The following is a 25029-nucleotide window of genomic DNA, read 5'->3' on the forward strand; positions in this document are numbered from 1 at the left end:
GCAATATCGGCCCGACTACCGGACTTCCCCGGGTTGACACCTGGGAAGGAATGGCAGAGAACCGCGATGACACCGGTTTCTCAAGCATGAAACTCGTGTTCGACCGTGAGAACACGGCGAATTTGGAGAGGATCAGGCCGGACGCACGCGATTCGCGACCCGGCACCCCCTCCGCACCGACATCCGGCCTTGAGCGATCCGCAAGGCCATTTGCAGCTACCGGTGTCATCGACACCGTTTGAGAGGGGAATTTCAATGCGGTTCACTGTTCGCCGTGGCGGCGCCCGCCTGCTGGCAGCCACTTCCGCCCTTGTTATCGCTACCGTCGCCCAGGCGCAGGACGCGCCGGCCGATCCCGCGGCCGACGAAGACGAGGAAATCGTCGTCACCGGCTTCCGCGCCTCGCTCGACGCCGCACTGACTGTGAAACGCGATTCGGTCGCCGCGGTCGATGCGATCGTCGCCGAAGACATCGCGAAGTTCCCCGACCAGAACCTCGCCGAATCGCTCCAGCGCATTCCCGGCATCGCAATCCAGCGCGACGGCGGCGAAGGGCGCGCAATCACGGTGCGCGGCCTTGGTTCGCAATTCACCCGCGTCCGGGTCAACGGGCTCGAGACGATCACCACCAGCCATGACGGCGCCGCCTCGAACCGCGACCGCGCATTCGACTTTAACGTGTTCGCATCCGAACTGTTCAGCTCGATTGTCGTCCACAAGACCGCTTCGGCGGACCTCGATGAAGGGTCGCTCGGCGCCGTCGTCGATCTCAACACCGGCAATCCGTTGAAGGGCAAGTACGGCTTCACCTTCGCCGCCTCGGCACAGGGCAGCTACAACGACCTCTCCGACACCTGGGGCCCGCGCGCCGCCGGTCTGATCGGATGGAAGTCGCCCGACGGAACGCTCGGCGCCTCGATCTCGGCTGCCTATCAGAAGACGACGACCAAGGAGATCGGCAACAACACCGTACGCTGGGCACAGGCGCGCTTCGATTCGGTCAATGGCACCAACTGCTGGACTACCGCCAACAGCGGCGGCACCTATGTCCCCAGCGCGGCATGTAATCAGGCCGCAACCTCGTTCCACCCGCGCATCCCGCGCTACGGCGAAGTCACGCATGATCGCGAGCGCCTGGGCCTGACCGGCAGCATCCAATGGTCGCCGAGCGACGCGACGCAGGTTTCGATCGACGCGCTGTATTCGAACTTCAAGGCCGACCGCCGCGAGAAATGGGGCGAAGTGCTGCTGCGCTCGAACGAACGGTCGATCAACGTCGTCAATCCGGTCTACGACAGCAACAACAACATGATCGCTGCGACGCTCAACGACGCATGGGTGCGGACCGAACATTACCTCAAGCAGAGCGAGACCGAATTCTACCAGATCGGCGCGAGCTGGGACCAGGACGTCACCGACAAGTTCCGCTTTACCCTGATCGGGGGCTATTCGCGCTCGAACGCGGATGTACCGGTCGAAACCACGGTCGTGTTCGATGACCGCGATGCGCAAGGCTATAGCTACGACTATCGCAACATGCAGGCGCCGACGCTGACCTTCGGCACCAGCGTCACCAACCCGGCAAACTTCCAGCTTGCTGAAATCCGCGACCGCCCGTCGAACGTGCTCAACCAGTTTCGCAACGCCCAGCTGCGCACCGAATGGGACGTGACCGAGAGCTTCACGGTCAAGGCGGGCGCAGTCTGGCGGCGCTATAACTACGACATCGTCGCCTTTACCCGCGACACGGCGGTGTGCGGTAATGGCGGTGTCGATCGCGTGCTCGGCACCCTCACCTGCTCGCCGACCAGCCTGTTCGGACCCACCGCAGTCTACGGCTTCCCCGTCACCGCGGCCCTTTCGGAGCTGTTTACGCTGACCGGGTCCAATGCGCCTTCGGGCACGACGACCCAGTGGCTGATACCGAACCTCGAAGCTGCCACAGCCTACACCAACCTCTACGGTCGCACCGCGGCCCTCGACGTCGGCAACAATCGCGGTGTCGTCGAAGAGACCACCGGCGGCTATCTCCAGTTCGATGCCAAGGGCGCGCTCTTCGGGCTCGATTATGCGTTGAACGCCGGCATTCGCTACGTCCGGACCGACCAGTCGTCCTACGGGATCAACAGCGGCGTCGTAGTGACCGTGGAGCGCGATTATGAGGACTGGCTGCCCTCGTTCAACCTCGCGCTCTATCCGTCAGAAAACATCATCATCCGCGGCGCAATCGCTAAGGTGATGACCCGTCCCTCGCTCGGCAACCTGACGCCGGGCGGATCCGCCGATGGCTTCAACTATCGTGTCACCAGCGGCAACCCGTTCCTGCTGCCGTTCCGCGCGACCAATTTCGACGTTGCGCTCGAATGGTATTTCGCGCCGCAGTCGATCTTCTCGGTCGCGCTGTTCAAGAAGGATGTGGCGAGCTTCCCGGTCTCGATCACGCGCACCGGAACGTTCACCGAAACCGGGCTCTCGCCCTCGGTGCTCGTGCCTTCGTCTCCCGCAGCACTCAACCCCGCGCAGCTGTCGCAGCCAATCTGGACGATCGCGACCACCGGCAACGGCACCGGCGCATCGCTGGAGGGCGTCGAAATCGCGCTGCAGGCGCCGTTCAAGTTCCTGCCCGGCTTCCTGTCGAACTTTGGCGGCATCGTGAACGCGACCTTTGTCGACAGCTCGGCCACCTATACCCAGCAAGGTCCGGCCACCACGCCGGGCGGCTCGCTTCCGTCGGTATCGCTTGAGAACACGCTCTACGGGCTGTCGAAGAAGCAGTACAACGCGACCCTCTATTATGAGGACAGCAAGTTCAGCGCACGCGCTTCGGTCAGCTATCGTGACGGCTTCACCGATGCAGGTTCGGGCACCGGCAACGTCTTTGAAGGCTATGAAGCGATCACCAATGTCGATGCCTCGGTGCGCTACAAGCTGACCGACTATCTTGAGTTCTCGGTCGAAGGGACCAACCTGACCGACGCCTATCGCGAGCGCTGGACCGACATCACTGCGCGTCGCAATTACGAAAACAACCATTTCGGCCGCACGATCCTGGTGGGCGCGCGGATCAAGATGTGACCGAGAGAGGGGACATGGCGGCCGGGGATGAGGTTCCCCTTCGGCTCGGCCGCCGTGAGTTTCTCGTGACCGCCACGGGCGGCGCGGCGCTGATCGCGTCCGCCGCCCGCGGCCAGACTGCACCGCCGGCCACCGGAACGCCGGGGCCGGCGGGGCTTCCCGACCCGACCGAGACGATCGACCTGTGGCCAAAGGGCGCGCCCGGCCCGCCCGCCACACCCCCGTTCGAAACCGTCATCGAACGCAGCACCGACCGCGACCTGTCCGATCGCTCGGTACTCGGCATCACCCGCCCGCGCCTCGTCGTGTTCCGCCCGCATCGCGCCAATGGCGCGGCGGTGATGATCACGCCCGGCGGCGGCTATCGCCACATCGTCATCGATAAAGAGGGCTATGAGCTCGGCCGCTGGCTGTCGGCGCGCGGCTTCACCGTCTTCGTCCTCTTCTACCGCCTGCCCGGCGAAGGCTGGGCCGCCGGACCGAACGTCGCGCTCGCCGATGCGCAGCGCGCGATGCGCCTGATCCGCCACCGCGCGCGCGGCTATGGCATCGACCCGCAGCGCGTCGCCGCGATGGGCTTTTCCGCCGGCGGGCATCTGTGCGCTGACCTGCTCACCCGCTTCGACACACGCGTGTACGACCCCGTCGACGCCGCCGACCGCCACAGCGCGCGCCCCGATGCCGCTGCCCCGATCTACCCCGTCATCACCATGACCGCCCCGCACGCCCATGCCGGATCGCGCAACTTGCTGCTCGGGGCCGGTGCCGATGCGGCGCGGGAGGCCGCGCATTCGCCCGACCGCAACGCCCCCGCCAACGCCCCGCCAGTGTTCCTGCTCCACGCCGAGGACGACAATGTCGTGCCGGTCGAGAACGCCCTGCTGCTCCGCGCGGCACTGCGGGCGAAGGGCATTCCGGTCGAAACCCATCTCTTCGCCCATGGCGGCCATGGCTTTGGCCTGCGCAAGACTTTGGGCAAACCCGTCGCCGCATGGCCCGAGTTATTTCTTGCCTGGGCCGGCGGCATCCTCGTCTGAACAAAAGGGAAGTACTCATGCGTATGAACCGCCGCGACCTGATCGGCGCAGCCTCGGTCGGCAGCGCGCTTTCGACCCTTCCTTCGGCGCTGGCGGCGCAGACCCCGAAACCAGCAGCCCCCGACTGGAAGCGCGGCTTCGACAATCAGCGCATCCCGGACCTTGGCGACGGCCGCTTCCTCAACCCGCTGATGGCGGGCGACCATCCAGATCCGACGATCCTCAAGGACGGGAAGGACTATTACATGACCTTCTCGACCTTCGATTCCTATCCAGGCCTCGTCATCTGGCACTCGCGCGACCTGATCAACTGGCAGCCGGTCGGCGCGGCGCTGACCAAGAACATCGGTTCGGTGTGGGCGCCGGAACTGTGCAAGCATGATGGCCGCTATTTCCTGTACATCCCGACCAAGGGGCCGAACACCAGCTGGGTGATCTGGGCCGACAAGATCGAAGGGCCGTGGAGCGAGCCCGTAGACCTCAAGCTGCCCAACCATATCGACCCCGGCCATGCGGTGGGCGAAGACGGATCGCGCTGGCTGTTCCTGTCCGGCGGCGACCGCGTGCGCATGTCCGACGACGGCCTCAGCCGCATCGGCGAGCCCGAACATGTCTATGACCCGTGGCGCTATCCCAAGGACTGGGTCGTCGAGGGCTTCGCGCCGGAGGGGCCGAAGATCACCCGCCATAAGGGCTGGTTTTACATGATCACCGCGGTCGGCGGGACGGCGGGTCCGCCGACCGGCCATATGGTTATCGCGGCGCGCTCACGCTCGATCCACGGCCCGTGGGAGAATTGCCCCGCCAACCCGCTGGTCCGCACCACCTCGCTCGAGGAAAAATGGTGGTCGCGCGGCCATGCGACATTGGTCGAGGGGCCGGCGGGCGACTGGTGGAGCGTCTATCACGGGTTCGAGAATGGCTATTGGACACTCGGCCGTCAGGCATTGCTCGATCCGATCGAGTGGACCGATGACGGCTGGTTCCGAATGAAGGGCGGCGATCTGTCGCAGCCGCTGGCCAAGCCCAAAGGCGGGACCAAGACCGGTCCCCACGGCATGGCGCTGTCGGACGATTTCTCGACCCTCGCCATCGGCACCAAATGGAACTTCTTCCGCCCCGCCCCCGATGAGCGCAGCCGTGCGCGCGTCGCGAACAATGTCCTCCACCTCGACGCACGCGGCACCGCGCCGTCCAGCTCCGCGCCATTGCTGCTGATCGCCGGCGACCCCGCCTATCGCTTCGAATGCGATATCGAGATCGCACCGGGCGGCACCGCCGGCCTCATCCTGTTCTACGACGACAAGCTCTATTGCGGCCTCGGCTTCGATGAAAAGCGCTTCGTCACCCACCAGTACGGCATCGAACGCGGCCGCCCCGCCAATCCGCACGGGCGCAAGATGCGGATGCGCGTGACCAACGACCGCCACATCGTCACCTATGACACCAGCGCCGATGGCGGAAAGACCTGGCACCGCTTTGATCGCGGCATGGAGGTATCGGGGTACCACCACAATGTCCGCGGCGGTTTCCTCATGCTCCGCCCGGGACTCTATTCTGCGGGCGCCGGAACGGCAAAGTTCAGCGATTTCCGGTTCACAGCGTTGGGCTGAAGGCCACGCTTCGCAGAGGACTCACAATGGCTGGGTTGGAGCCGGTCAGCCGCCGCTTCCGCCTGAGGCGGCCCCGTCGCTCCTGAGCGCTGCGCCCAGTGACGCCAGCTTGTGGTTCAGCGCCTGCAACTCCTCAGGACGCATTCCCGTCGCCTCCAGAACCGCAGCGGGAATGCAACCGAGCGCCTCGTCGGTCAGACCGCGGCCCGCATTGGTCAACGCAAGCCGGACGACCCGCTCATCCTGTTTGTCGCGCGTTCTCGTCACCAGCCCGGCGGCTTCAAGACGCTTGATGAGCGGGGTGAGGGTGTTCGACTCCAGATGCAACTTTGCGCCGAGCGCACTCACTGTCTGGCCGTCCGCGCCACGCAACGCCACCAGCGCGAGATATTGCGGATAGGTGATGCCGAACCGGTCGAGCAGCGGCTTGTAGACGCGATTGAATGCGAGCCCGGCGGCATAGACCGAGAAACACAGGAACTGGTCGAGCGGTTCGCCTTCGGAGGCGGGGGGGAGCGTATCAGTCATACTGCGGACAATAAATCGCACGCGATTTAATCGCAAGGGTTGACAGTGTGAATCGCCCCGCTATTTAGATCGCACACGATCTAATCGTGTCCGACTCAAATAAGGGACCTTGATCATGCACACCATGCCTCGCCTCGCTGCTCTCGCTTCCACCGCACTGCTGGCCCTGTCGGCTGCCCCCATTTCGGCGCAGACGCTCGAACCGTCGGCCAAGGCGTTCGCCGATGCCGCCGCCGCAGGAAAGCCGATCTACGACCTTCCTTATGCCGACGCCCGCGCCGTTCTGGCGAGCGTGCAGGCCGACAAGGTCGCCGCCTCCGCTGCGACCAACACGCAGGATCTTGTCTGGAAGATCGGCCCCACGGGACAGGTCCGCGTGCGAATCGTGCGCCCGGCCGACGCCAAAGGCGCGCTCCCCGCCGTCCTTTATTATCACGGCGGCGGCTGGGTGATGGGCAATCGCAACACCCACGACCATTTGATCCGCGAACTGGCGGTGCAGGCCCGCGCTGCGGTGGTGTTCGTCGAATATGACAACGCACCGGAGGTCCGCTACCCGATCAACAACGAACAGGCCTATGCCGCGCTCGACCATGTCGCATCGCACGGCGCCTCGCTCGGCATCGACCCGTCGCGACTGGCGGTGGCGGGCGACAGCGCCGGCGGCAACATGGCGATTGCGGTCACGATGATGGCCAAGGATCGCGCCGGGCCAAAGATCGGGCATCAGCTGCTTTTCTATCCGGTGACGGATGATGTGTCGGACAACGCGTCCTACCGCGCGTTCGGCAACGGCCCGTTCCTGACCCGCCGCGCGATGGATTACTTCCTTGAGGCGAACTACCCCGCCGACCGCCGCAAGGATGTGCTTGCCTTCCCGCTGCGCGCCACGCTCGACCAGTTGAAGGGCCTGCCTGCCGCCACAGTAATCGTCGCCGAAAACGACCTGCTGCGCGATGAGGGCGAAGCCTATGGCCGCCGTCTGATCGAAGCGGGCGTGCCGGTCGCGGTTACCCGCTACAACGGCACGATCCATGACTTCGTGATGCTCAACGCACTGGCCGGCAGCGAACCCGCCCGTGCCGCCATCGCCCAGGGCGCCGCGCGCCTGCGCAGCAGCTTTGCCCGCTGATCGCTCCACCAGAAAGGAAGACTGAAATGACCAAGATTCTCTACTCCACCCGCGCCACCGCCACCGGCGGACGCGATGGCAAGGCGCGTACCGATGACGGTGCCTTCGAAGTCGCGCTGGCAACGCCCAAGGAACTGGGCGGCAACGGCCAGGGCAACAACCCGGAACAGCTGTTCGCAGCTGGCTATGCCGCCTGCTTCCTGAGCGCGATGAAGTTCGTTGGCACTCAGGGCACCCATGCCCGATTGCCCAATGATGCCAGCGTCAGCGCGACGGTCGGCATCGGGCCACGCGCGGACAAGGGCTTTGGCCTTGCCGTGACGCTCGACATCTTGCTTCCCGGCCTCGATCGGGCCGACGCCGAAGCGCTGGTGGCGGAAGCCGACACGGTATGTCCCTACTCGCACGCGGTGCGTGGGAATATCGAGGTCACTCTCAACATCGCGGGGAACAGCTGAGCCCCGGCGCGCATGGCCAGGGCATTTATGCCCGAGCCATGCGCGCGACCTTCGCAGACCCTAGTCTGCGGTCGCCCTGGCATCGAACTCAGCCTGGCTGGCATGGATCGTCCGTTCGTGATCCACCACCCAGCGGCCCAGATCCTGGCCAAGCGCGGCCAGCGAATGACCCAACGGGGTCAGCGCATATTCGACCATCGGCGGAACTGTGGGGTGCACCGTTCGGGTCACCACGCCATCGCGTTCGAGCCGGCGCAGCGTACGGGTGAGCATCTGTTGCGAGATCCCCGCCACCGCCCGGCGCAGCCCGTTGAAGCATAGCGTCCCCGTCGCGAGGACGACCACGACCGGCAAGGTCCATCGATCCCCGATCCATCCCAGATGACGCGCGATGTCCCGACACCTGGCGGGATCGTGGGCGGCGGGGGCGGTCATGTCCATGTGACTAGGTCCCGAAAATATGCGTTCTTGGCCGGCCGAAGGGGCACTCTACGTGGTGTGGGCCACGTAAGACAGGAACAGGCCCCATGCACCTACTTCATCTCGATTCATCGATCCAAGGCGACACTTCCGTCAGCCGCACCATGTCCGCCGCGATTGTCGACGCGCTGCGCCGGTCGTCCGGCGAACTTGAGCTATCCTACCGCGACCTCGGCGCCCAGCCGCTGCCGCATCTGACGCTGCCTGGCTTCGCCACGCCCGAGGCCGCAGCCACGCTCGACGCATTTCTTGCCGCAGACGTCGTGGTGATTGGTGCCGCGATGTACAATTTCGGCATCCCGACACAGCTCAAGGGCTGGTTCGACCACATCCTCGTTTCGGGCAAGACCTTCCGCTACGCCGAGGATGGCGTCGAAGGCCTGGCCGGCGGCAAGCGCGTCTTCGTCGCGCTGGCGCGCGGTGGCCAGTATTCTGACGGTCCTGCAGCCGCGATGGAACATGCCGAAACGCATCTGCGCGCGATGTTGGGCTTCATCGGTATCACGCAGCCCGAGTTCGTGATCGCCGAAGGGGTCGCCTTTGGACCGGACCAGCGAGAGGCGGCAATCACTTCCGCGCTGAGCCGGATTGCTGCGCTCCAGGGCGGGCTCGCCCCGGCCTGATGCCGCCGCCTTAGCCGTGCCGGAATGCGCGCGATCGTTCGCGCGCCAGATCGACGAACACCTTGAACGCGGCGGGCGGATTTCGACGGCTGGGGTAATAGAGGCAGAGTGGCGCCAGCACAGGCGTCCATTCCTGCAACAACGGTACCATCCGCCCCGCTTCGATATCCGCGCGCACGTCGGATTCCATGAAGAACCCGATCCCGACTCCTTCCAGCACGGCGATGCGTGCGACGCTCGCTTCGTCCAAAATGATCGGTCCCTCGACGTCCAGCTGGATCGGCTGGCCGTCCTTCTGAAACGGCCAGCGATACATCGACCCATTGGGCAACCGGATTCGGATGCAGGAATGGGTCAGCAGATCGAGCGGAACACGCGGAAAGGGCCGGTCCGCAAGATAGGCCGGCGCGGCGACGACGGCATAGCGGCGGGCCGGACCGATCGGGATGGCGATCATGTCGGAGGGAACCAGATCCCGGCTGCGAATCCCGAAGTCGAACCCGTTGGCCACGATATCGGTGAGTGCGCCTTCGGTGACCAGATCGATGCTGACCTCAGGAAAGCGCTTCAGGAACTCCAGCACCAGCGGCACCAGCATTTCGCGCGCCGCCGTCGCGAAGCTGTTGATGCGCAACGTCCCGGATGGCGTATGCTGTTGCGACCGCACACCGTCGAGCGCCAGATGAATGTCGCGCAGCGCTGGCGTCATCTGGTCAACGAAGTGGTGCCCCGCCTCGGTCAGCGACACACTGCGCGTCGTCCGGTTGAACAGCCGAACGCCCAATCGCCCCTCCAGCTTCGCGATCGCGTTGCTGAGTGCTGTGGCCGACATGCCCAGATCGATCGCCGCCGCGCGGAACGATCCGCGGCGGGCGATGGCGAGAACGGCGTCAAGCTCGTGCAGACTATATCCGGCCATTGTCCCGAAATCCGAAACTCCTTGTCCCACTTTATCCCGGTTATCTGAACGACCGTAAAGCGCCATCTGCGTGGAACCGCGCGATGTCCGCGCCGGGCCGCGAGGAGAATGACCATGCCCGTGCAACTGCCCAAAGCGATCGCGGCGTATTTCGCCGCCGACAGAAAGGGCCAGCCCCAGGCGACGTCCGAATGCTTCATGCCGGAAGCCGTCGTGATCGATGAGGGCAACCGCTATGTCGGCCGCGATGCCATCTGCCAGTGGATGGCAAATGCGTCCACCCAATACAGCTATACCGTCGAACCATTCGACGTTGCTGGTGACGATGGCCGCATCATCGTCACCAGCCATCTCGTCGGCAATTTTCCCGGCAGCCCGGTCGATTTGCGCTATTGCTTCGTGCTCGATGGCGACAGCATCGCTCAGCTGGAGATCGTCCCATGACGCCGTTCATCACCCTTGCAGGGAAGCGGGCGCTCATCACCTCGGGCACGCGCGGGGCGGGCGCGGCGACGGTTGCCCTGTTCCGCGCGCTCGGTGCGCAGGTGCTGACCACCGCGCGCAGCAGGCCCGCGCACATGCCGGACGCGCAGTTCGTCGCCGCCGACCTCACCACCGCCGAGGGCTGCGCCGCCGTCGCTGATGCAGTCCATGATCAGCTCGGCGGTGTCGACGTCGTTGTCCATATGCTCGGCGGATCGTCCGCTCCGGCGGGTGGCTACCGCGCGCTCGATGACAGCCAATGGCGCCGCGAAATCGCCCTCAACCTGATGCCAGCGGTCCGCCTCGACCGGGCCTTGCTACCGGCGATGACGGACCGGGGATCGGGCGTGGTGATCCACGTCACCTCGATCCAGCGGGAATTGCCGCTTCCCGAGGCAACCACCGCCTACGCTGCGGCCAAGGCGGCACTATCGACCTACAGCAAGAGCCTGTCGAAGGAAGTCTCGCCCAAAGGGGTCCGGGTGGTCCGCGTGTCGCCGGGCTGGATCGCTACCGAGAGTTCCGTGGACCTCGCTAAACGTCTTGCGACCGAACATGGTGTTGACGTCGAAGGGGGGAAGCGAATGATCATGAATTCGCTTGGCGGCGTCCCGATCGGTCGTGCGTCGGAGCCGGAGGAGATCGCCAATCTGATCGCCTTTCTGGCATCGGACAAAGCGGGGACGATCACCGGTACCGAATATGTCATCGATGGCGGGACCATTCCCACGGCCTGAGCCGGCGCCATATCGTGTGGATCCATGCACCGGCGGCGGGAATTTCAAGCCGGGCCCAAGGCTTCGTCGCGAGACTGATCGAGACGGAGCTCCCCCGCCCACAGGCTCTGGGTCGCCCCCCGAAGGGATGGTTTACCGTGCAGGTTTCTCTGGATTGGTGGAGCTGAGGGGAATCGAACCCCTGACCTCTGCAGTGCGATTGCAGCGCTCTCCCATCTGAGCTACAGCCCCGCTCCACGTCCGGCACCGCCGAACGGCGGACGATCTAGCTTTCCGTCTCGCGCTTTGCAACGGCAAAGACGCCGCGCCACCCGCCGCGCGCGGGGTCGTCCGTCAGTCGCAAATCGGCTCGGCCGACAGGATTTCGATCGCCTCGGCCCGGCCATTAAAGTCAATCAGCTCCCCGACTTCGGCGCCGATCATCGCCGCGGCGAGCGGGGCCTGGAACGCGATGCGGCCCGCCGCGGGATCGGCTTCGTCATGCCCGACAATGTCGATCGCCCGCTCGCGCCCGCCCATGCGAAAGCGCACGCGCGAGCCGATCGCCGCCACGCCCGCCTCGGGCAGCGCGGCGACTTCCGCCGTCGTCTGCCGCGTATGCCAGTAGCGCAGGTCGCGCAGCAGCGGCGCGCGCGCCTCGTCCCCCTCCAGCCCATCCAGCTGCGCCTCAAGATCGCGCACCTGATCGTCGATCAATGCGCGACCCCGCGCGGTGACGATGTTCGGCCCCGACGGGATCGGCAGTTCGAAACGAGGCTCCTTATGCTCCTCGTCGCTCTCACGACGGAATGCGACGCTCATCGGATCATGCTCATACCGCGCCGCTGAACGTGTCGCACGCCGCCGGGCTGCCGCTCTCAAGCCCGCGCTTGAGCCACTTCATGCGCTGTGCCGACGTGCCATGGGTAAAGCTCTCGGGCACGATCGTCCCGCGCGCCTGTTTCTGCAGCGTGTCGTCGCCGATCGCCTCGGCCGCGCGCAGCCCTTCCTCGATATCGCCCGCTTCCAGCCGGTCGCGATTCTGCGCCGCCCAGACGCCAGCGTAGCAATCCGCCTGAAGCTCGACCCGTACAGACAGCGCATTGCCCTCGGCCTGGCTCATCCGCGCCTGGCGTGCGCGCACCTGCTCCATCGTGCCGGTGACGTTCTGGATATGGTGGCCGACCTCATGTGCGATCACGTAATTCTGCGCGAAGTCGCCCGCCGCGCCGAACCGCGTCGCCAGCTCGCGGAAGAACGCGGTGTCGAGATAGATGCCGCGATCCGCCGGACAATAGAACGGCCCCGCCGCTGAGGTCGCCTGACCGCAACCCGACTGCACGCCACCCTCATAAAAATTGAGCACCGGCGCGGGGTAACGCTGCCCGTCTGCCGCGAACAATTTGGTCCAGGTCTGCTCGGTGCTGGTCATCACGCGGCATGCCTGCAATTCCTCGGGCGTGTCGCACGCCTTTTGCTGCGCGACCTGCTGCCCGCCGCTGCCGGTCGTGCCGCCGCCGCCGCTCAGCAACGCGCCGCCACCACCCAGCGTCATGAAGATCGCCGCACCAATGCCGATCAGTGCGATCGTGCCACAGCCAAGGCGGCTACCCAGCAGCATCGGCAGCAGCGCGAACAGGATGTTGCCACCCCCGCCGCCAAAACCGCCGCCACCGCCCGAGCCCAGATCGCGGACATTGTTGCTGGGATCGAGATCGTCGAGCCGCATGGCCCATCCCCTTTTATCGTTTCCTTCCCGCCACAATGCCCCAAGCGGCATCGCGTTGCATGAAGAATCCCGCATTGCCCTTCGCGCCGCGTTGCACCACATGTTCGCCATGGCCGACGCCGATCCACAGCGAAGCAGGAAAGTGGGCCGCGACGCCCCGCTCCCCCTCCCCGGCTGCGTTGCGCTGGTGCTCCAGGGCGGCGGCGCGCTCGGCAGCTATCAGGCCGGGGTGATCGAGGCGCTGGCGATCGCGGACATCGAACCCGACTGGGTCGCCGGCATCTCGATCGGGGCGATCAATGCCGCGATCGTCGCAGGCAACCCGCCCGAACGCCGGGTCGAACGGCTCGACGCATTCTGGAGCCGCGTCACCAGCGGCCTGCCCAGCTTCCCGATCTTCCCGCAGGATCAGGTGCGCGAGCTCGTCCATGAATGGTCCGCCGCAGCGGTGCTGATGCAGGGCGTCCCCGGCTTCTTCCACCCACGCACCGTCCCGCCCTTTCTCGCGACGCCCGGCAGTTGCGCCGCGCTCAGCTATTATGACAGCGCGGCCCTGCGCGAGACGCTCGATTCGCTGATCGACTGGGATCTGCTCAACACCGGCCCGGTGCGCCTGTCGGTCGGCGCGGTCGAGATCGAGAGCGGCAATTTCCGCTATTTCGACACCACCACCGACCGCATCGACGCGCGCCACATCATGGCCTCGGGCGCGCTGCCGCCGGGCCTGCCCCCGGTCGAGATCGACGGCAAGTTCTACTGGGACGGCGGCATCGTCTCGAACACCCCGCTGATCCATGTCCTCGACCATCAGCAAAGTGCGATGCTGGTGTTTCAGGTCGACCTGTTCTCCGCCGCCGCGCCGATGCCGCACACCATCACCGACGTGATGGCGCGCGAAAAGGAAATCCGCTTCTCCAGCCGCACCCGCCAGGTCAGCGACGAGCGGCTCAAGCTGCGCAAGGAGCGCGAGCTGATCCGCAAGGTGCTCGCCAAGCTGCCGGACAGCCTCGCCGACGATCCCGACGTCGCAGCGCTGCGCAAGGCGGCGGACGAAAAGCCGGTCAGCCTCGTCCACCTGATCTACCGCGCCAATGCGTGGGAGGGCGGCAGCCGCGACTTCGAATTTTCCGCGCGCTCGATGCGCGAACATTGGCAGGCTGGCGGCGACGATGTGGCGCGCACCATGGCCAATGCCCGCCTGATCGCCAGCAACATCGCCGACGGCCGCACCGCTGCCTTCGACCTGACCAAACGCTAATCAGGAGTATCCCATGTTCCTCAAGGGCAAGTCCGCCATCGTCACCGGCTCCACCTCCGGCATCGGCCTCGCCATCGCCAAGGCGCTGGCCGCCGAGGGCGCGAGCGTGATGATCAACGGGTTCGGCGATGCCGCCGCGATCGAGACCGAGCGCGCGGGGCTTGAGAGGATCAGCGGGGCAAAGGCGCTGTACGACGGCGCCGACATGAGCAAGCCCGACGCGATCTATGCCATGGTCGAACGCTGCCATGCCGAACTCGGCGGGCCGGACATCATCGTCAACAATGCCGGCATCCAGCATGTTGCAAAGATCGAGGAGTTCCCGACTGAGAAATGGGACGCGATCATCGCGATCAACCTGTCCTCGGCCTGGCACATGATGCGCGCCGCGGTGCCGCATATGAAGGCGGCGCAATGGGGCCGCATCATCAACACCGCCTCGGCGCATTCGCTCGTCGCCAGCCCCAACAAGTCCGCTTACGTCGCCGCCAAGCATGGCGTGGCCGGCCTGACCAAGACGATCGCGCTCGAAACCGCGACCGACGGCATCACCGTCAACTGCATCTCGCCCGGCTATGTCTGGACGCCGCTTGTCGAGAACCAGATCCCCGACACGATGAAGGCGCGCGGGATGACGCGCGAGCAGGTGATGAACGACGTCCTGCTCGCCGCCCAGCCGACCAAGGAGTTCGTCCTTCCCGAACAGGTCGCGGCGCTGACGCTGTTCCTGTGCGGCGATGCGGCGCGTTCGATCACCGGCGCGAACTATGCGATGGACGGTGGGTGGACCGCCGCATGACCCGCGCCACGCTCCTCGCCCTGCTCGCCGGAGCCGCGCTCACGGGTTGCGCCCGCGACGGCCTCAGCCTGGTCGAAACCCCGCCGGAGACGCGCTGGCGCGCCGTCACCACCGATCAGGACCGCGACCGGCTGCGCGACTGGCGCAAGGCATGGGTCGCCGCCCTGCCCGCCGCCCGCACCGCCGACACTGGCGTCATCGAACGCGAGGGCGCGCTGTTCGAACCCGACCGGGCGATGGCCAACGCCATACCGCCGGCCGGCGACTATCGCTGCCGCACCTTCAAGCTCGGCGCGCGGCGCGAGGATCTGCGCAATTTCGCGATGCTCCCCTGGGCACGCTGCCGCATCGGGCGCGAAGGCGAGATGCCGGTGTTCGCGGTGCTGGAGGGCGATCAGCGCCCCTCGGGTACGCTCTATGCCGAATCCGACGCGCGCGTCATCTTCCTCGGCGCGCTCGAACTCGGCGATGAGACCAGAGCGCTGACCTATAGCCAGGACCGCAAGCGCGACATGGCCGGCTATATCGAACGCGTCGCCATCGGCCGCTGGCGGCTGGTGCTGCCCTATCCCAGTTTCGAATCGCAGCTCGACGTGATCGAGATGGTCCCGGCGGGCTAATCCCTCTTGGCCGTTGCGTCGCTGCGGGGTCGGGCTAGGGTATCGCCATGAAGACCCTCCTTGCCGCCACCGCCGCGACGCTCGCGCTCGCGCTCGCCACCCCAGCTGCCGCCGACAGCGTCCGCGACGCCACCACGCGCGAGCTGCCGTCGCTGATGACGCTGTATCGCGACCTCCACGCCAACCCCGAGGTCAGCCTCGCCGAGGTCAAGACCGCGGCCAAGCTCGCCGCCGAAGCGCGCAAGGCCGGCTACACCGTCACCGAACAGGTCGGCGGGACCGGCGTCGTTGCGGTGCTGAAAAATGGCGACGGCCCGGTGGTGATGATCCGCGCCGATATGGACGGTCTTCCGGTGACCGAGGAAACCGGCCTCCCCTTCGCCTCGAAGGTCCGCACGCGCACGCCCGAAGGGGTCGAGAGCGGCGTCATGCACGCCTGCGCGCACGACACCCATATGACCGCCTGGGTCGGCACGCTGCGCAACCTCGCGGCGATGAAGGACCAGTGGCGCGGCACGGTGGTGATGATCGCACAACCCGCCGAGGAAAATAGCGCTGGCGCGCTCGCGATGCTCAAGGACGGGCTCTACACCCGCTTCCCCAAGCCGACCCACGCCATCGCCTTCCACAACAGCGCCGCGCTTCCCGCCGGGACGATCGGCATCCGCAGCGGCCCGACCTTCGCCAGCGTCGATTCGGTCGATATCGTGGTGAAGGGCGTCGGCGGTCACGGCGCTTACCCGGCGACGACCAAGGACCCGATCGTGCTGGGCGCGCGCATCGTCTCGGCGCTCCAGACGCTGGTAGCGCGCGAGATCGACCCGCTCGACTCCGCCGTAGTGACGGTCGGCAGCTTCCAGGGCGGCACCCGCCACAACATCATCCCGGATCAGGCGCTGCTCCTGCTCACCGTGCGCGCCTACACCCCCGAAGTGCGCAAGCAGCTGCTCGACGGCATCGCGCGCATCGCGAAAGGTGAAGCGATCGCGGCGGGCGTGCCGGAGGATCGCATGCCGATTGTCACCGTGCGCGAACCCTTCACCCCGCCGGCTGTCAGCGACCCTATCTTTGCGGGGCAGCTCGAGACGTTGTTTACCGCGCGCTTCGGCGAGGCGCGGGTGCAGGACATCGCCCCCACGATGGCGGGCGAGGATTTCGGCCGTTACCCGATCGCCGATCCGTCGGTGAAGGCGGTGATCTATTGGGTAGGCGGCGTTCCGCAGGACGCGTGGGACAAGGCACAGGCCAATGGCGGCGCCGGCCTTCCCTCGCTCCACAGTCCCAAATGGGCGCCCGATGCGGAAAAGGTCATCGGCACCGCCGCGGAAGCGATGACTGCTGCGGCGCTGGATGTGATGAAGCGTTAGGACGGAAACACCGCCGTTTGCCCTGAGCCTCTCGAAGGGCCGAAGCCACCGCTGTCAGTAGCCGCCATTCGACAATGACCAGGTGAAACGTCCCCCGGACGTTTCAGCCAAAGCCGGGGGCTTTGGCGACCTGGTCATCAGGGCAAACGGGGGTGGAAGTACCCTACTCCGCCTCGTCCTTCTGCTTCGCCAGCTCGGCTTCTTTCTCGGCATCATAACCGGTCGAGGTCGGCGCTTCGTGCGCATGAATCGGCTGCGTCCCCGAAGGCGGGTCGGACGCATCCATCGATTCATCCAGCGCGCGGTCCAGCCGCGCCTGCTTGCTCTCGGGGTTCTTCTCCAGCCGTTCCGCGATGCTCTCGTCGGTCCCGGCGTCGCCGCGCTGCTTGTGGTCTTCCATGATCCTGCTCCCAATGGGGTGGACCATCACAACGCCCGCCCAACGAACTGCGTTCCGCTCCCGAAACGCAGAAAGGCCCGACCATTGCTGGCCGGGCCCTTCCGCAAATCAGTCCTGACGCAGCGATCAGTCGCGCGAGGTGCCGATGAGGCTGAGGATGAACTGGAACATGTTGATGAAGTCCAGATACAGCGTCAGCGCGCTCATGATCACTGCCTTGCCGATCATGTCGGTGCCGGCGACATACTGATACATGCTCTTGATCCGCTGCGTGTCATACGCCGTCAGACCCGCGAAGATCAGCACGCCCGCGATGCTGATGATCAGCGACAGGGTGCTCGACTGGGTGAAGATGTTGATCACCGACGCAACGATGATGCCGATCAGGCCGACGATCAGGAAGCTGCCCATGCCGGACAGGTCCTTCTTGGTCGTGTAGCCGTACAGGCTCAGACCCGCGAAACCGGCTGCGGCGGCGAAGAACGCCTGCGCGACCGACGTCCCGGTGTAACGCAGCAGCAGGGTCGAGAGCGAAAGGCCCATCAGGACCGTGAAGCTCCAGAACATCCCCTGCAGAGCGGGCGTCGAAAACTTGTTCTGCCCAAAGCTCATCGCCAGCACGATCGCCAGCGGCGACAGGATGATCAGCCAGACCAGCGGCCCGCCGCTGGAAAACACCGAATAGGCGATCGATTCGCGACCGCCCCAGCTGAACATCAGTGCGACGATGCCGCTGAGCAGCACGCCCGACGCCATATAGTTGTAAACCGAAAGCATGTAGGACCGCAGCCCCGCATCATACGCGGCGCTATCCCGCGTACCTGCGGCCGTCGCGTACGGCGCGGCGGTCGTGTGGGGGTCAGACCAGTTAGCCATCTCAAACTCCTTTGCCCGGCGGTCTCTGGATATCGGCCGCCCGGATGTTACCGAATATCATGCTTTGTAGAGCCAGATTCAAGGAAAACCGGAATCGCCGACTCTGACGAAGTGGGTTAACGCGCTCCGCATGCACCGTTTGTTCGTCGCCCTGCGGCCTCCAGCCGCGATTCGTGACCTGCTCATCGACCTGATGGACGGGGTCGATGGCGCCCGCTGGCAGGACGATGACCAGCTTCATTTGACCCTGCGCTATATCGGCGAGGTCGATTCGCGCACCGCCGACGATGTCGCCGCCGCGCTGACCAGCATCCGATTCGACCTGCCCGCGCTGCGCCTGTCGGGCTGTGGGATGTTCGACACACGCGGCAGGCCCAACGCGCTGTGGGCCGGGGTCGCGCCGCGCGAACCACTCGCAATCCTGCACAAAAAGGTCGATCAGGCGCTGATCCGGGCGGGGCTTGAGCCCGAACATCGCGCCTATGTCCCGCACATCACCCTGGCGCGGCTTCCCGGATCGGCTGGCCCGGTCGACGGCTTCCTCGCCCGCCACGCCGCGCTGAGCAGCGCGGACTTTTCGATCGCGCACATGACGCTCTACGAAAGCCATCTCGGCAGCGCCGGGGCCAGCTACGAGCCGGTCGAACGCTACGCGCTGACCGGCTCGTAACGCCTTAGGTCATCCCGCCGCGAACACGCCGCATGCAACGCGGTCGCCGCTATCGCCCGATGGGTCGGTCTTCTGATCATCCTTGCCCGCATGAACCACGAACGCCGATCCGTCGGCGTCGAGCAGCTGCGCCATCGTGCCCGAACGCAGCGTGAAGCTCAGCGTCCCGGTGCCGTCATCAGCGACATTCAAGTTCGGCATGTCACCGGCATGCGCGCCCTGCGGATTGTCGAGCCCGTGCTGGGTCGAGGCCGGGTTCCAATGGCCGCCCGCAGTGGTGAAGGCGGGCGCGTCGCACTTGCCGGTCATATGGACATGCACGCCATGCTCACCCGGGGTGATGCCGGTCACCGAAACGGTCACGGTCAGCCCTTCCGGAGTCGCGGTCGCAACCGCGCTACCCGCCGCGCTGCCGTCCGCCATGGCCAAAGCTGCCGTCGCGCTTTCGCTGGCGACGCTGCCATTTTCGATCGGCAGCGCGACATTCTCCATCATCATCGCGTCATTGGCGGGCGCCGCCGTATTGGTGGTGCCACCGCCGCACGCTGCGGTCAGTGCAAGCGCGGCAATCGCGCATCCGGTCCGGATCATCTCGTCTCTCCTGTTCTGCTATCCCGCGACCCCAATGGGCGAGCGGGGAAAGGGTTCCGGACTCACGCGCGCGGATGGGCGTTGCGATAGACGTCGAGCAGGTGCGCCGCGTCGACCGCGGTATAGATTTGCGTCGAGCTCAGGCTGGCGTGGCCCAGCAATTCCTGCAGCGCACGCAGATCCGCCCCGCGCCCCAGCAGATGCGTCGCAAAGCTGTGGCGCAGCGCATGCGGCGTGGTCCGCTCGGGTAGCCCCAGCCGCACCCGCGCCGCCCGCACCGCGCGCCGCACCAGCGCCGGATCGAGCGGCCCGCCACGCGCGCCGCGAAACAACGCTGCGCCGGGCGCGGTGCCATAGGGGCATTGCCGCACATACTCCTCCACCGCCGCGCGCACCTGCGGCAACAGCGGCACGATCCGGGTCTTGTCGCGCTTGCCCGTGACCCGCAGCGTCTCCCCCAGCGGCAGCGCCGCGCCGGTCAGCGCCATCGCCTCACCGATCCGCAGGCCCGCGCCATAAAGCAGCAGCAGCACCGCCAGGTCGCGCGCGCCGATCCACGGCTCGCGCGCATCGTCCGCCACCTCCTCGGCCAGCGCCACTGCCTCATCGGGCGACACCGGGCGCGGCACGCCCTTGCGCACGCGCGGCCCGCGCAGCCGGGGCAACTCCGCCTCCTCACCGCCCGCAAAGGTCAGAAACGCCCGCACCGCCGACAACTCGCGCGCCGCGCTGGCATTGCCGATCCCATCATTGCGCCGATGCGCCAGATAGGCGCGCAGATCGGCAGCGCTCACCTTGGTCAGCGCCGCACGATCGACCGCCCCGCCCCAATGCCCCGACAAAAACGCAATCAACCGCGCCGCGCTCGCCTCATAAGCCCGCACCGTATGCACCGACCGCCGCCGATCCCGCGCCAGATGCGCGCCGAAGAGAAGGGGAAGCGGGCGATCGTCCATCGCGTCACCCTAGCCACGCGGGACACGCGCGTCATGGTTCAATCGGCGAAGCTGTATCGACCTTCAATTCCCCTCCCTGAAAGGGAGGGGCTAGGGGTGGGTTTAGCGGCAAGCGAGGCTCGATGCCTCGATTGCCGCTGTTTTGCTGCGCGGCCAGTTTGAGTCTGTTCGGCGCGCCGACGCGCGCACCCACCCCCAACCCCTCCCTTTCAGGGAGGGGAGTGAAGGTCGCAAAACTTGCCGATGCCCTCTAAGACCCCTCCCATGATCAACACCGCCGGCCACCGCCTCGCCTATCGCCACAGCCCCGGCACCGGGCCGACGATCGTCTTCCTCCCCGGCTATGCCTCCGACATGAGCGGGAGCAAGGCGGTCGCGATCGAGGCATGGGCGCAGGCCAACGGCCGCGCCTTCCTGCGCTTCGACTATGCCGGATGCGGCGAGAGCGAAGGCGCGTTCGAGGATCAGACGCTGGCAAGCTGGCGCGACGACGTGCTGTTGCTGATCGACCGCCTGATCGACGGACCGGTCATCCTCGTCGGGTCCTCGATGGGCGGGTGGATCATGCTGCTGGTGGCAAAGGCGCGGCCCGATCGGATCGCGGGCATGATCGGCATCGCCGCCGCCCCCGACTTCACCGACTGGGGCTTTACCCAGGCGCAGAAGATGACGTTGCTCAACGAAGGCCGCCTCGAACAGCCGTCCGACTATTCGCCACAGCCGACCGTCACCACCCGCGCCTTCTGGTCCTCGGGCGAGGCGAACCGGCTGATGCACGGACCGATCGACCTGCCCATGCCCGCGCGCCTGATCCACGGCCAGCGCGACCCCGACGTGCCATGGGCGCGCAGCGTCACGCTCGCCGGCCTGCTGCGTTCAGACGATGTGCAGACACTTCTCGTCAAGGACGGCGACCACCGCCTGTCGCGCCCGCAGGACATCGCCCTGATCCTGCGCACCCTTGAGGACCTACTCCCCACATCATGATGCTCCTCCTTCTCGCCGCCGCAGCCCAGACCACCCCCGTCGGCCCGCCCTCGCCCGAGGAGCAGCGCTGGGAACGCTGCGTCGAACTCGCCGTGGACGATCCTGCAGCGGGCATCGCCGAAGCCAATCGCTGGCGCATGGCGGACGGGCGCTTCCTCGCCGAGCAGTGCCGCGGCATGGCCTATGCCCGGCAACAGCGCTGGGTCAGTGCGGGCGGCGCATTCGAAACCGCCGCGCGCGAGGCCGAAGTCGCGCGCGATCGCCGCGCATCCAAGTATTGGGCGCAGGCCGGCAATGCCTGGCTCGCCGCCGGGGAGGCAGCCAAGGCGCGCACCGTGCTCGACGCCGCGCTCGCCACCGGCACGCTCGAGGGGCTCGAACTCGGCGAAGCCCATCTCGACCGCGCCCGCGCCCTCGTCGCATCGGGCGACCTTGCCGGAGCGCGCAGCGACCTCGACAAGGCGCTTGTCCATGCGGCGAAAGACCCGATGGCGTGGCTGCTTTCCGCCAACCTCGCCCGCCGCACGGGTAACATCCCGCTGGCGCGCGAGCATATCGCAAAGGCCGTGGAAAAGGCCGGCGACGACGCCTCGGTCCAGCTCGAAGCCGGCAATATCGCCGCCGTGGCACGCGACGAAGCGGCAGCCAAAACCGGCTGGACCCGCGCCGCTCAGCTCGCCCCCGATGGCCCGATCGGCGCCTCCGCCCGCGCCGCGCTCCAACAATTTACGACTGAGGAATAGCAACCGGGGCGTTTTTCCCTATCTCTGGCCCAAACCAGCGACAGGGACTCCCGATGCACTACCTCCACACCATGATCCGCGTGACCGACCCGGACGCCTCGATCCGCTTCTTCGAGCTGCTCGGCCTTCAGGAAACCCGCCGGATGGAGAGCGAGAAGGGCCGCTTCACGCTGATCTTCCTCGCCGCCCCTGGCGATATCGCGGCGGACACGTCCGAAGCCGATGGCCGCCCGCGCGCGGAAGTCGAACTCACCTACAACTGGCCGCCCGAAGATGGCAGCCCCGCCGAAACCTATACCGGCGGCCGCAATTTCGGCCATCTCGCCTATCGCGTCGAGAATATCTACGAAACCTGCCAGCGGCTGATGGACGCCGGCGTGACGATCAACCGCCCCCCGCGCGACGGCCATATGGCCTTCGTCCGCTCGCCCGACGGCATTTCGGTCGAACTGCTGCAGGACGGCCACCTTGCTCCCGCCGAACCCTGGGCGTCGATGCCGAACACCGGGGTCTGGTGATGGCAATCGAGGTCGTCCGCATCCCAGCGCTCAGCGACAATTATATCTGGCTCGCGCATGACGCCGCGTCGGGAGAGACGATCGTCGTCGACCCCGCCGTGGCAGAGCCGGTGCTGGAGGCTGCCGCAGCGCGCGGCTGGACGATCTCGGCGATCTGGAACACCCATTGGCATCCCGATCACACCGGCGGCAACGCCGCGATCAAGGCCGCGACCGGCTGCACCATCATCGCCCCCGCCGCCGAAGCCGCGAAGATCCCCACCGCCGACCGACTGGTGGCGGAGGGCGACACGGTGACGCTGGGCGCGTTCAAGGCAGAGGTGATCGACGTCCCCGCGCACACCGCCGGCCATATCGCCTATCATCTGCCCGAGGGGAGACTCGTCTTCGTCGGCGACACGCTGTTCGCAATGGGCTGCGGCCGCCTGTTCGAGGGGACAGCGGCGCAGATGTTCGCGAACATGCAGCGGCTCGCCGCGCTACCGGGCGACACGACCGTCTATTGCGCGCACGAATATACCCAGTCGAACGGCCGCTACGCGCTAGTCGCCGAGCCGGGCAATGAAGCGCTCGCCGACCGGATGGAACAGGTGGACGCCTTGCGCGCCCAAGGCCTGCCCACCGTCCCGACCACCATCGCGCTCGAACGCGCGACCAACCCGTTCATGCGCGCCGCGTCAGCAGAGCAACTCGCCGAACGCCGCACGGCCAAGGACAGCTTCCGGGGCTGAACCAGCCCTCGCTCCGTTTGCCCTGAGCTTGTCGAAGGGCCGCAAGCGAAATGTCTGTTGTAGCTGGCCCTTCGACAGGCTCAGGGCAAACGGTGGTCGGGGTTAACGCACCCGCCGCTTCCAGGTCACCACACGATAGGCCCACACCGCCACCACCAGCACCGACGTCCCGATCGCGACTGGCCCGACATAGACCTGCAGCTCCTCGAACCGCGACCCCAGCAACAGCCCGGCATAGGCCAGCACCGCATTCCAGATCGCGCTCCCCACAAACGTCGCGAGCAAAAAGCGCGGCATCCCCATCTTCGCCATTCCCGCAGGCAGCGAGATCATCGTGCGGAAGGTCGGCAGGAACCGGAACACGAACACGACCCACAGGCCATGGCGGTTGAAGAAGCGGTTAAGCTGCTCGACCTCGTCCCAGGTCATCGTCAGCCAGCGGCCATAGCGATCGACGAACGGCTTCAGCCGCGCGATCCCGATCCAGCGCCCGACGCCATACCAGAACACATTGCCCAGCGTCGTTCCCAGCGTCGCCACGATCAGCAACGGGGTCATGTCCATGTCGCCGCGCGCCACCGCCATCCCGCCCAGGCCCATAATGACCTCCGACGGAATCGGCGGAAACACATTCTCGAGCGTCATCAGGATGAAGATCCCGATATAGCCGCCCCAGGCGATCAGGTTGAGGATGAATTCGGTCATGAAAGACGCCAAACGCGGATGAAGGACAAAGGATCAGGCGCGCGCAGCGACGCGGCGCTCGATCGCATCCCAGATCATCGCGGCCGTATCCGTCCCGTTGAACTTGTCGATCGCGACGATGCCCGTTGGCGACGTCACGTTGATCTCGGTCAGCCACTCGCCGCCGATCACATCGATCCCGACAAAGATCAGCCCGCGCCGCTTCAGCTCGGGCGCGAGCGCCGCACAGATTTCCGCCTCCTTCGCCGTCAGCTCGGTCTTGGCCGCCGTCCCGCCGACCGCCAGGTTCGACCGGATCTCGCCCTCGCCCGGCACGCGATTGACCGCACCCGCCACCTCGCCATCGACCAGCACGATGCGCTTGTCGCCCTTGGCCACATCGGGAAGGAACGCCTGCACCATATGCGGCTCGCGCCACGCAGTGTTGAACACCTCGATCAGCGACGACAGGTTCGCGCCGTCGGCGTCGATCTTGAAAATCGCCTTGCCACCATTGCCGTGCAGCGGCTTGACCACGATCGCCTTGTGCTTGGCGAGGAACGCCTTGGCCTCATCATAGTCGCGCGTGATCAGCGTCGGCGGCATGAAGCGCGCAAAATCGAGCACCCACACCTTCTCCGGCGCATTGCGCACGCTGGCGGGATCGTTGACCACCAGAGTCCGGTCGGCGATCCGCTCGAGCAGATGCGTCGCGGTGATATAGCCAAGGTCGAACGGCGGATCCTGCCGCATCAGCACGACATCGGCTTCATCGCCCAGATCGAGCGACACCGGATCGCCGAACTCGAAATGATTGCCCGCAACGCGCTGCACGGTCACCGGATGCGCCTTCGCCCACACCCGGCCATCGGCATAGTTCAGCGCCTCGGGCGAATAATGGAACAGCCGATGCCCGCGCGCCTGCGCCGACAGCATCAGCGCGAAGGTCGAATCGCCCGCGATATTGATCGAATCGAGCGGGTCCATCTGGACGGCGACGGTCAGCGGCAAGCGATCCTCCTGTGTCATCGCGCGG

At 66.2% G+C, this 25029-nt stretch carries 28 protein-coding genes and 1 tRNA gene; 17 read left to right on the plus strand and 12 right to left on the minus strand.

Annotation, left to right across the window (positions count from 1 at the left end):
* Positions 1-255 precede the first annotated feature (255 nt).
* The 3 genes from K9B35_RS16865 to K9B35_RS16875 are packed head-to-tail and all read left to right on the plus strand — an operon-like array spanning position 256 to position 5725.
* Complete coding sequence (locus tag K9B35_RS16865) at positions 256-3075, plus strand: TonB-dependent receptor (protein WP_224923147.1); 2820 nt, start codon at positions 256-258, stop codon at positions 3073-3075.
* Positions 3076-3089: 14 nt separating this feature from the next.
* Entirely contained in the window at positions 3090-4112 is a 1023-nt protein-coding gene (locus tag K9B35_RS16870) for an alpha/beta hydrolase (RefSeq protein WP_263622702.1), read from the plus strand.
* Positions 4113-4129: 17 nt separating this feature from the next.
* Positions 4130-5725 (plus strand): family 43 glycosylhydrolase, encoded by a 1596-nt coding sequence (locus K9B35_RS16875; RefSeq protein ID WP_224923149.1) that lies wholly within the window; start codon positions 4130-4132, stop codon positions 5723-5725.
* A gap of 45 nt (positions 5726-5770) precedes the next feature.
* Here the strand turns inward: K9B35_RS16875 and K9B35_RS16880 are convergent, their stop codons facing one another.
* Positions 5771-6253: a MarR family winged helix-turn-helix transcriptional regulator gene (locus K9B35_RS16880; protein ID WP_224923150.1), complete on the minus strand. Its 483-nt coding sequence runs from the start codon at positions 6251-6253 to the stop codon at positions 5771-5773.
* A 115-nt stretch (positions 6254-6368) separates the two neighbouring features.
* Between K9B35_RS16880 and K9B35_RS16885 the strand changes: the two genes are divergently transcribed.
* A complete protein-coding gene (locus tag K9B35_RS16885; RefSeq protein ID WP_224923151.1) occupies positions 6369-7385 on the plus strand; it encodes an alpha/beta hydrolase in 1017 nt (338 codons plus the stop codon).
* A gap of 26 nt (positions 7386-7411) precedes the next feature.
* The gene (locus K9B35_RS16890) at positions 7412-7843 is read left to right on the plus strand and encodes an organic hydroperoxide resistance protein (RefSeq protein ID WP_224923152.1); all 432 of its coding nucleotides are present in this window, start codon (positions 7412-7414) and stop codon (positions 7841-7843) included.
* 60 nt (positions 7844-7903) lie between these two features.
* On the opposite strand, the gene K9B35_RS16895 is transcribed toward K9B35_RS16890, so the two are convergent.
* Positions 7904-8284 carry a winged helix-turn-helix transcriptional regulator gene (locus K9B35_RS16895; protein WP_224923153.1) on the minus strand — a complete coding sequence of 127 codons (381 nt, stop codon included), beginning with the start codon at positions 8282-8284 and terminating at the stop codon, positions 7904-7906.
* A gap of 86 nt (positions 8285-8370) precedes the next feature.
* Here K9B35_RS16895 and K9B35_RS16900 point away from each other — a divergent pair, with 86 nt between their 5' ends.
* A complete protein-coding gene (locus K9B35_RS16900) occupies positions 8371-8946 on the plus strand; it encodes an FMN-dependent NADH-azoreductase (protein WP_224923154.1) in 576 nt (191 codons plus the stop codon).
* Between the two features lie 10 nt (positions 8947-8956).
* On the opposite strand, the gene K9B35_RS16905 is transcribed toward K9B35_RS16900, so the two are convergent.
* The gene (locus tag K9B35_RS16905) at positions 8957-9865 is read right to left on the minus strand and encodes a LysR family transcriptional regulator (RefSeq protein ID WP_224923155.1); all 909 of its coding nucleotides are present in this window, start codon (positions 9863-9865) and stop codon (positions 8957-8959) included.
* Positions 9866-9979: 114 nt separating this feature from the next.
* Between K9B35_RS16905 and K9B35_RS16910 the strand changes: the two genes are divergently transcribed.
* Both K9B35_RS16910 and K9B35_RS16915 read left to right on the plus strand, forming a co-directional pair.
* Positions 9980-10309, plus strand: a complete 330-nt coding sequence (locus K9B35_RS16910) for a nuclear transport factor 2 family protein (protein ID WP_224923156.1) — start codon at positions 9980-9982, stop codon at positions 10307-10309.
* Complete coding sequence (locus tag K9B35_RS16915; protein ID WP_224923157.1) at positions 10306-11085, plus strand: SDR family oxidoreductase; 780 nt, start codon at positions 10306-10308, stop codon at positions 11083-11085. Before K9B35_RS16910 ends, K9B35_RS16915 begins: the two co-directional genes overlap by 4 nt.
* A gap of 155 nt (positions 11086-11240) precedes the next feature.
* Here K9B35_RS16915 and K9B35_RS16920 read toward each other — a convergent pair.
* The 3 genes from K9B35_RS16920 to K9B35_RS16930 all read right to left on the minus strand — a co-directional run bounded on the left by K9B35_RS16920 (position 11241) and on the right by K9B35_RS16930 (position 12793).
* Positions 11241-11316 (minus strand) — tRNA-Ala (locus K9B35_RS16920).
* A 102-nt stretch (positions 11317-11418) separates the two neighbouring features.
* Positions 11419-11886: a GreA/GreB family elongation factor gene (locus K9B35_RS16925; RefSeq protein ID WP_224923158.1), complete on the minus strand. Its 468-nt coding sequence runs from the start codon at positions 11884-11886 to the stop codon at positions 11419-11421.
* A gap of 10 nt (positions 11887-11896) precedes the next feature.
* Positions 11897-12793 carry a neutral zinc metallopeptidase gene (locus tag K9B35_RS16930; protein ID WP_224923159.1) on the minus strand — a complete coding sequence of 299 codons (897 nt, stop codon included), beginning with the start codon at positions 12791-12793 and terminating at the stop codon, positions 11897-11899.
* Between the two features lie 109 nt (positions 12794-12902).
* Between K9B35_RS16930 and K9B35_RS16935 the strand changes: the two genes are divergently transcribed.
* The 4 genes from K9B35_RS16935 to K9B35_RS16950 are packed head-to-tail and all read left to right on the plus strand — an operon-like array spanning position 12903 to position 16837.
* Positions 12903-14051: a patatin-like phospholipase family protein gene (locus tag K9B35_RS16935; RefSeq protein ID WP_224923160.1), complete on the plus strand. Its 1149-nt coding sequence runs from the start codon at positions 12903-12905 to the stop codon at positions 14049-14051.
* Positions 14052-14064: 13 nt separating this feature from the next.
* Positions 14065-14850: a 3-hydroxybutyrate dehydrogenase gene (locus K9B35_RS16940; protein WP_224923161.1), complete on the plus strand. Its 786-nt coding sequence runs from the start codon at positions 14065-14067 to the stop codon at positions 14848-14850.
* The gene (locus tag K9B35_RS16945) at positions 14847-15470 is read left to right on the plus strand and encodes a DUF4893 domain-containing protein (RefSeq protein WP_224923162.1); all 624 of its coding nucleotides are present in this window, start codon (positions 14847-14849) and stop codon (positions 15468-15470) included. Before K9B35_RS16940 ends, K9B35_RS16945 begins: the two co-directional genes overlap by 4 nt.
* Before the next feature lie 47 nt (positions 15471-15517).
* Positions 15518-16837, plus strand: a complete 1320-nt coding sequence (locus tag K9B35_RS16950) for an amidohydrolase (protein ID WP_224923163.1) — start codon at positions 15518-15520, stop codon at positions 16835-16837.
* A gap of 163 nt (positions 16838-17000) precedes the next feature.
* On the opposite strand, the gene K9B35_RS16955 is transcribed toward K9B35_RS16950, so the two are convergent.
* Both K9B35_RS16955 and K9B35_RS16960 read right to left on the minus strand, forming a co-directional pair.
* Positions 17001-17237, minus strand: a complete 237-nt coding sequence (locus K9B35_RS16955; protein WP_224923164.1) for a hypothetical protein — start codon at positions 17235-17237, stop codon at positions 17001-17003.
* Positions 17238-17363: 126 nt separating this feature from the next.
* Complete coding sequence (locus K9B35_RS16960; RefSeq protein ID WP_224923165.1) at positions 17364-18113, minus strand: Bax inhibitor-1/YccA family protein; 750 nt, start codon at positions 18111-18113, stop codon at positions 17364-17366.
* 130 nt (positions 18114-18243) lie between these two features.
* Here K9B35_RS16960 and thpR point away from each other — a divergent pair, with 130 nt between their 5' ends.
* Positions 18244-18783 carry an RNA 2',3'-cyclic phosphodiesterase gene (gene thpR / locus K9B35_RS16965; RefSeq protein ID WP_224923166.1) on the plus strand — a complete coding sequence of 180 codons (540 nt, stop codon included), beginning with the start codon at positions 18244-18246 and terminating at the stop codon, positions 18781-18783.
* A 9-nt stretch (positions 18784-18792) separates the two neighbouring features.
* Here thpR and K9B35_RS16970 read toward each other — a convergent pair whose 3' ends face one another.
* Positions 18793-19374, minus strand: a complete 582-nt coding sequence (locus K9B35_RS16970; RefSeq protein ID WP_224923167.1) for a superoxide dismutase family protein — start codon at positions 19372-19374, stop codon at positions 18793-18795.
* 62 nt (positions 19375-19436) lie between these two features.
* Complete coding sequence (locus K9B35_RS16975) at positions 19437-20330, minus strand: tyrosine recombinase XerC (protein WP_224923168.1); 894 nt, start codon at positions 20328-20330, stop codon at positions 19437-19439.
* Positions 20331-20594: 264 nt separating this feature from the next.
* Here K9B35_RS16975 and K9B35_RS16980 point away from each other — a divergent pair, with 264 nt between their 5' ends.
* From K9B35_RS16980 to gloB, 4 genes are read left to right on the plus strand one after another with little or no spacing between them, the layout of a single operon-like run.
* Positions 20595-21317, plus strand: coding sequence for an alpha/beta fold hydrolase (locus K9B35_RS16980; RefSeq protein WP_224923169.1), 723 nt, complete (start codon positions 20595-20597; stop codon positions 21315-21317).
* On the plus strand, positions 21314-22060 hold the full coding sequence (locus K9B35_RS16985) for a hypothetical protein (RefSeq protein WP_224923170.1): 747 nt from the start codon (positions 21314-21316) through the stop codon (positions 22058-22060). Before K9B35_RS16980 ends, K9B35_RS16985 begins: the two co-directional genes overlap by 4 nt.
* Positions 22061-22113: 53 nt before the next feature.
* Positions 22114-22578: a VOC family protein gene (locus K9B35_RS16990; protein WP_224923171.1), complete on the plus strand. Its 465-nt coding sequence runs from the start codon at positions 22114-22116 to the stop codon at positions 22576-22578.
* Positions 22578-23309 (plus strand): hydroxyacylglutathione hydrolase, encoded by a 732-nt coding sequence (gloB, locus tag K9B35_RS16995; protein WP_224923172.1) that lies wholly within the window; start codon positions 22578-22580, stop codon positions 23307-23309. Before K9B35_RS16990 ends, gloB begins: the two co-directional genes overlap by 1 nt.
* A gap of 102 nt (positions 23310-23411) precedes the next feature.
* Here the strand turns inward: gloB and K9B35_RS17000 are convergent, their stop codons facing one another.
* Both K9B35_RS17000 and gshB read right to left on the minus strand, forming a co-directional pair.
* Positions 23412-24014 (minus strand): DedA family protein, encoded by a 603-nt coding sequence (locus tag K9B35_RS17000; RefSeq protein WP_224923173.1) that lies wholly within the window; start codon positions 24012-24014, stop codon positions 23412-23414.
* Between the two features lie 33 nt (positions 24015-24047).
* On the minus strand, positions 24048-25004 hold the full coding sequence (gene gshB, locus K9B35_RS17005; protein WP_224923227.1) for a glutathione synthase: 957 nt from the start codon (positions 25002-25004) through the stop codon (positions 24048-24050).
* Positions 25005-25029 lie beyond the last annotated feature (25 nt).

Origin of the sequence: Sphingomonas sp. R647, assembly GCF_020177055.1 — a bacterium.
Lineage (GTDB): Bacteria > Pseudomonadota > Alphaproteobacteria > Sphingomonadales > Sphingomonadaceae > Sphingomonas.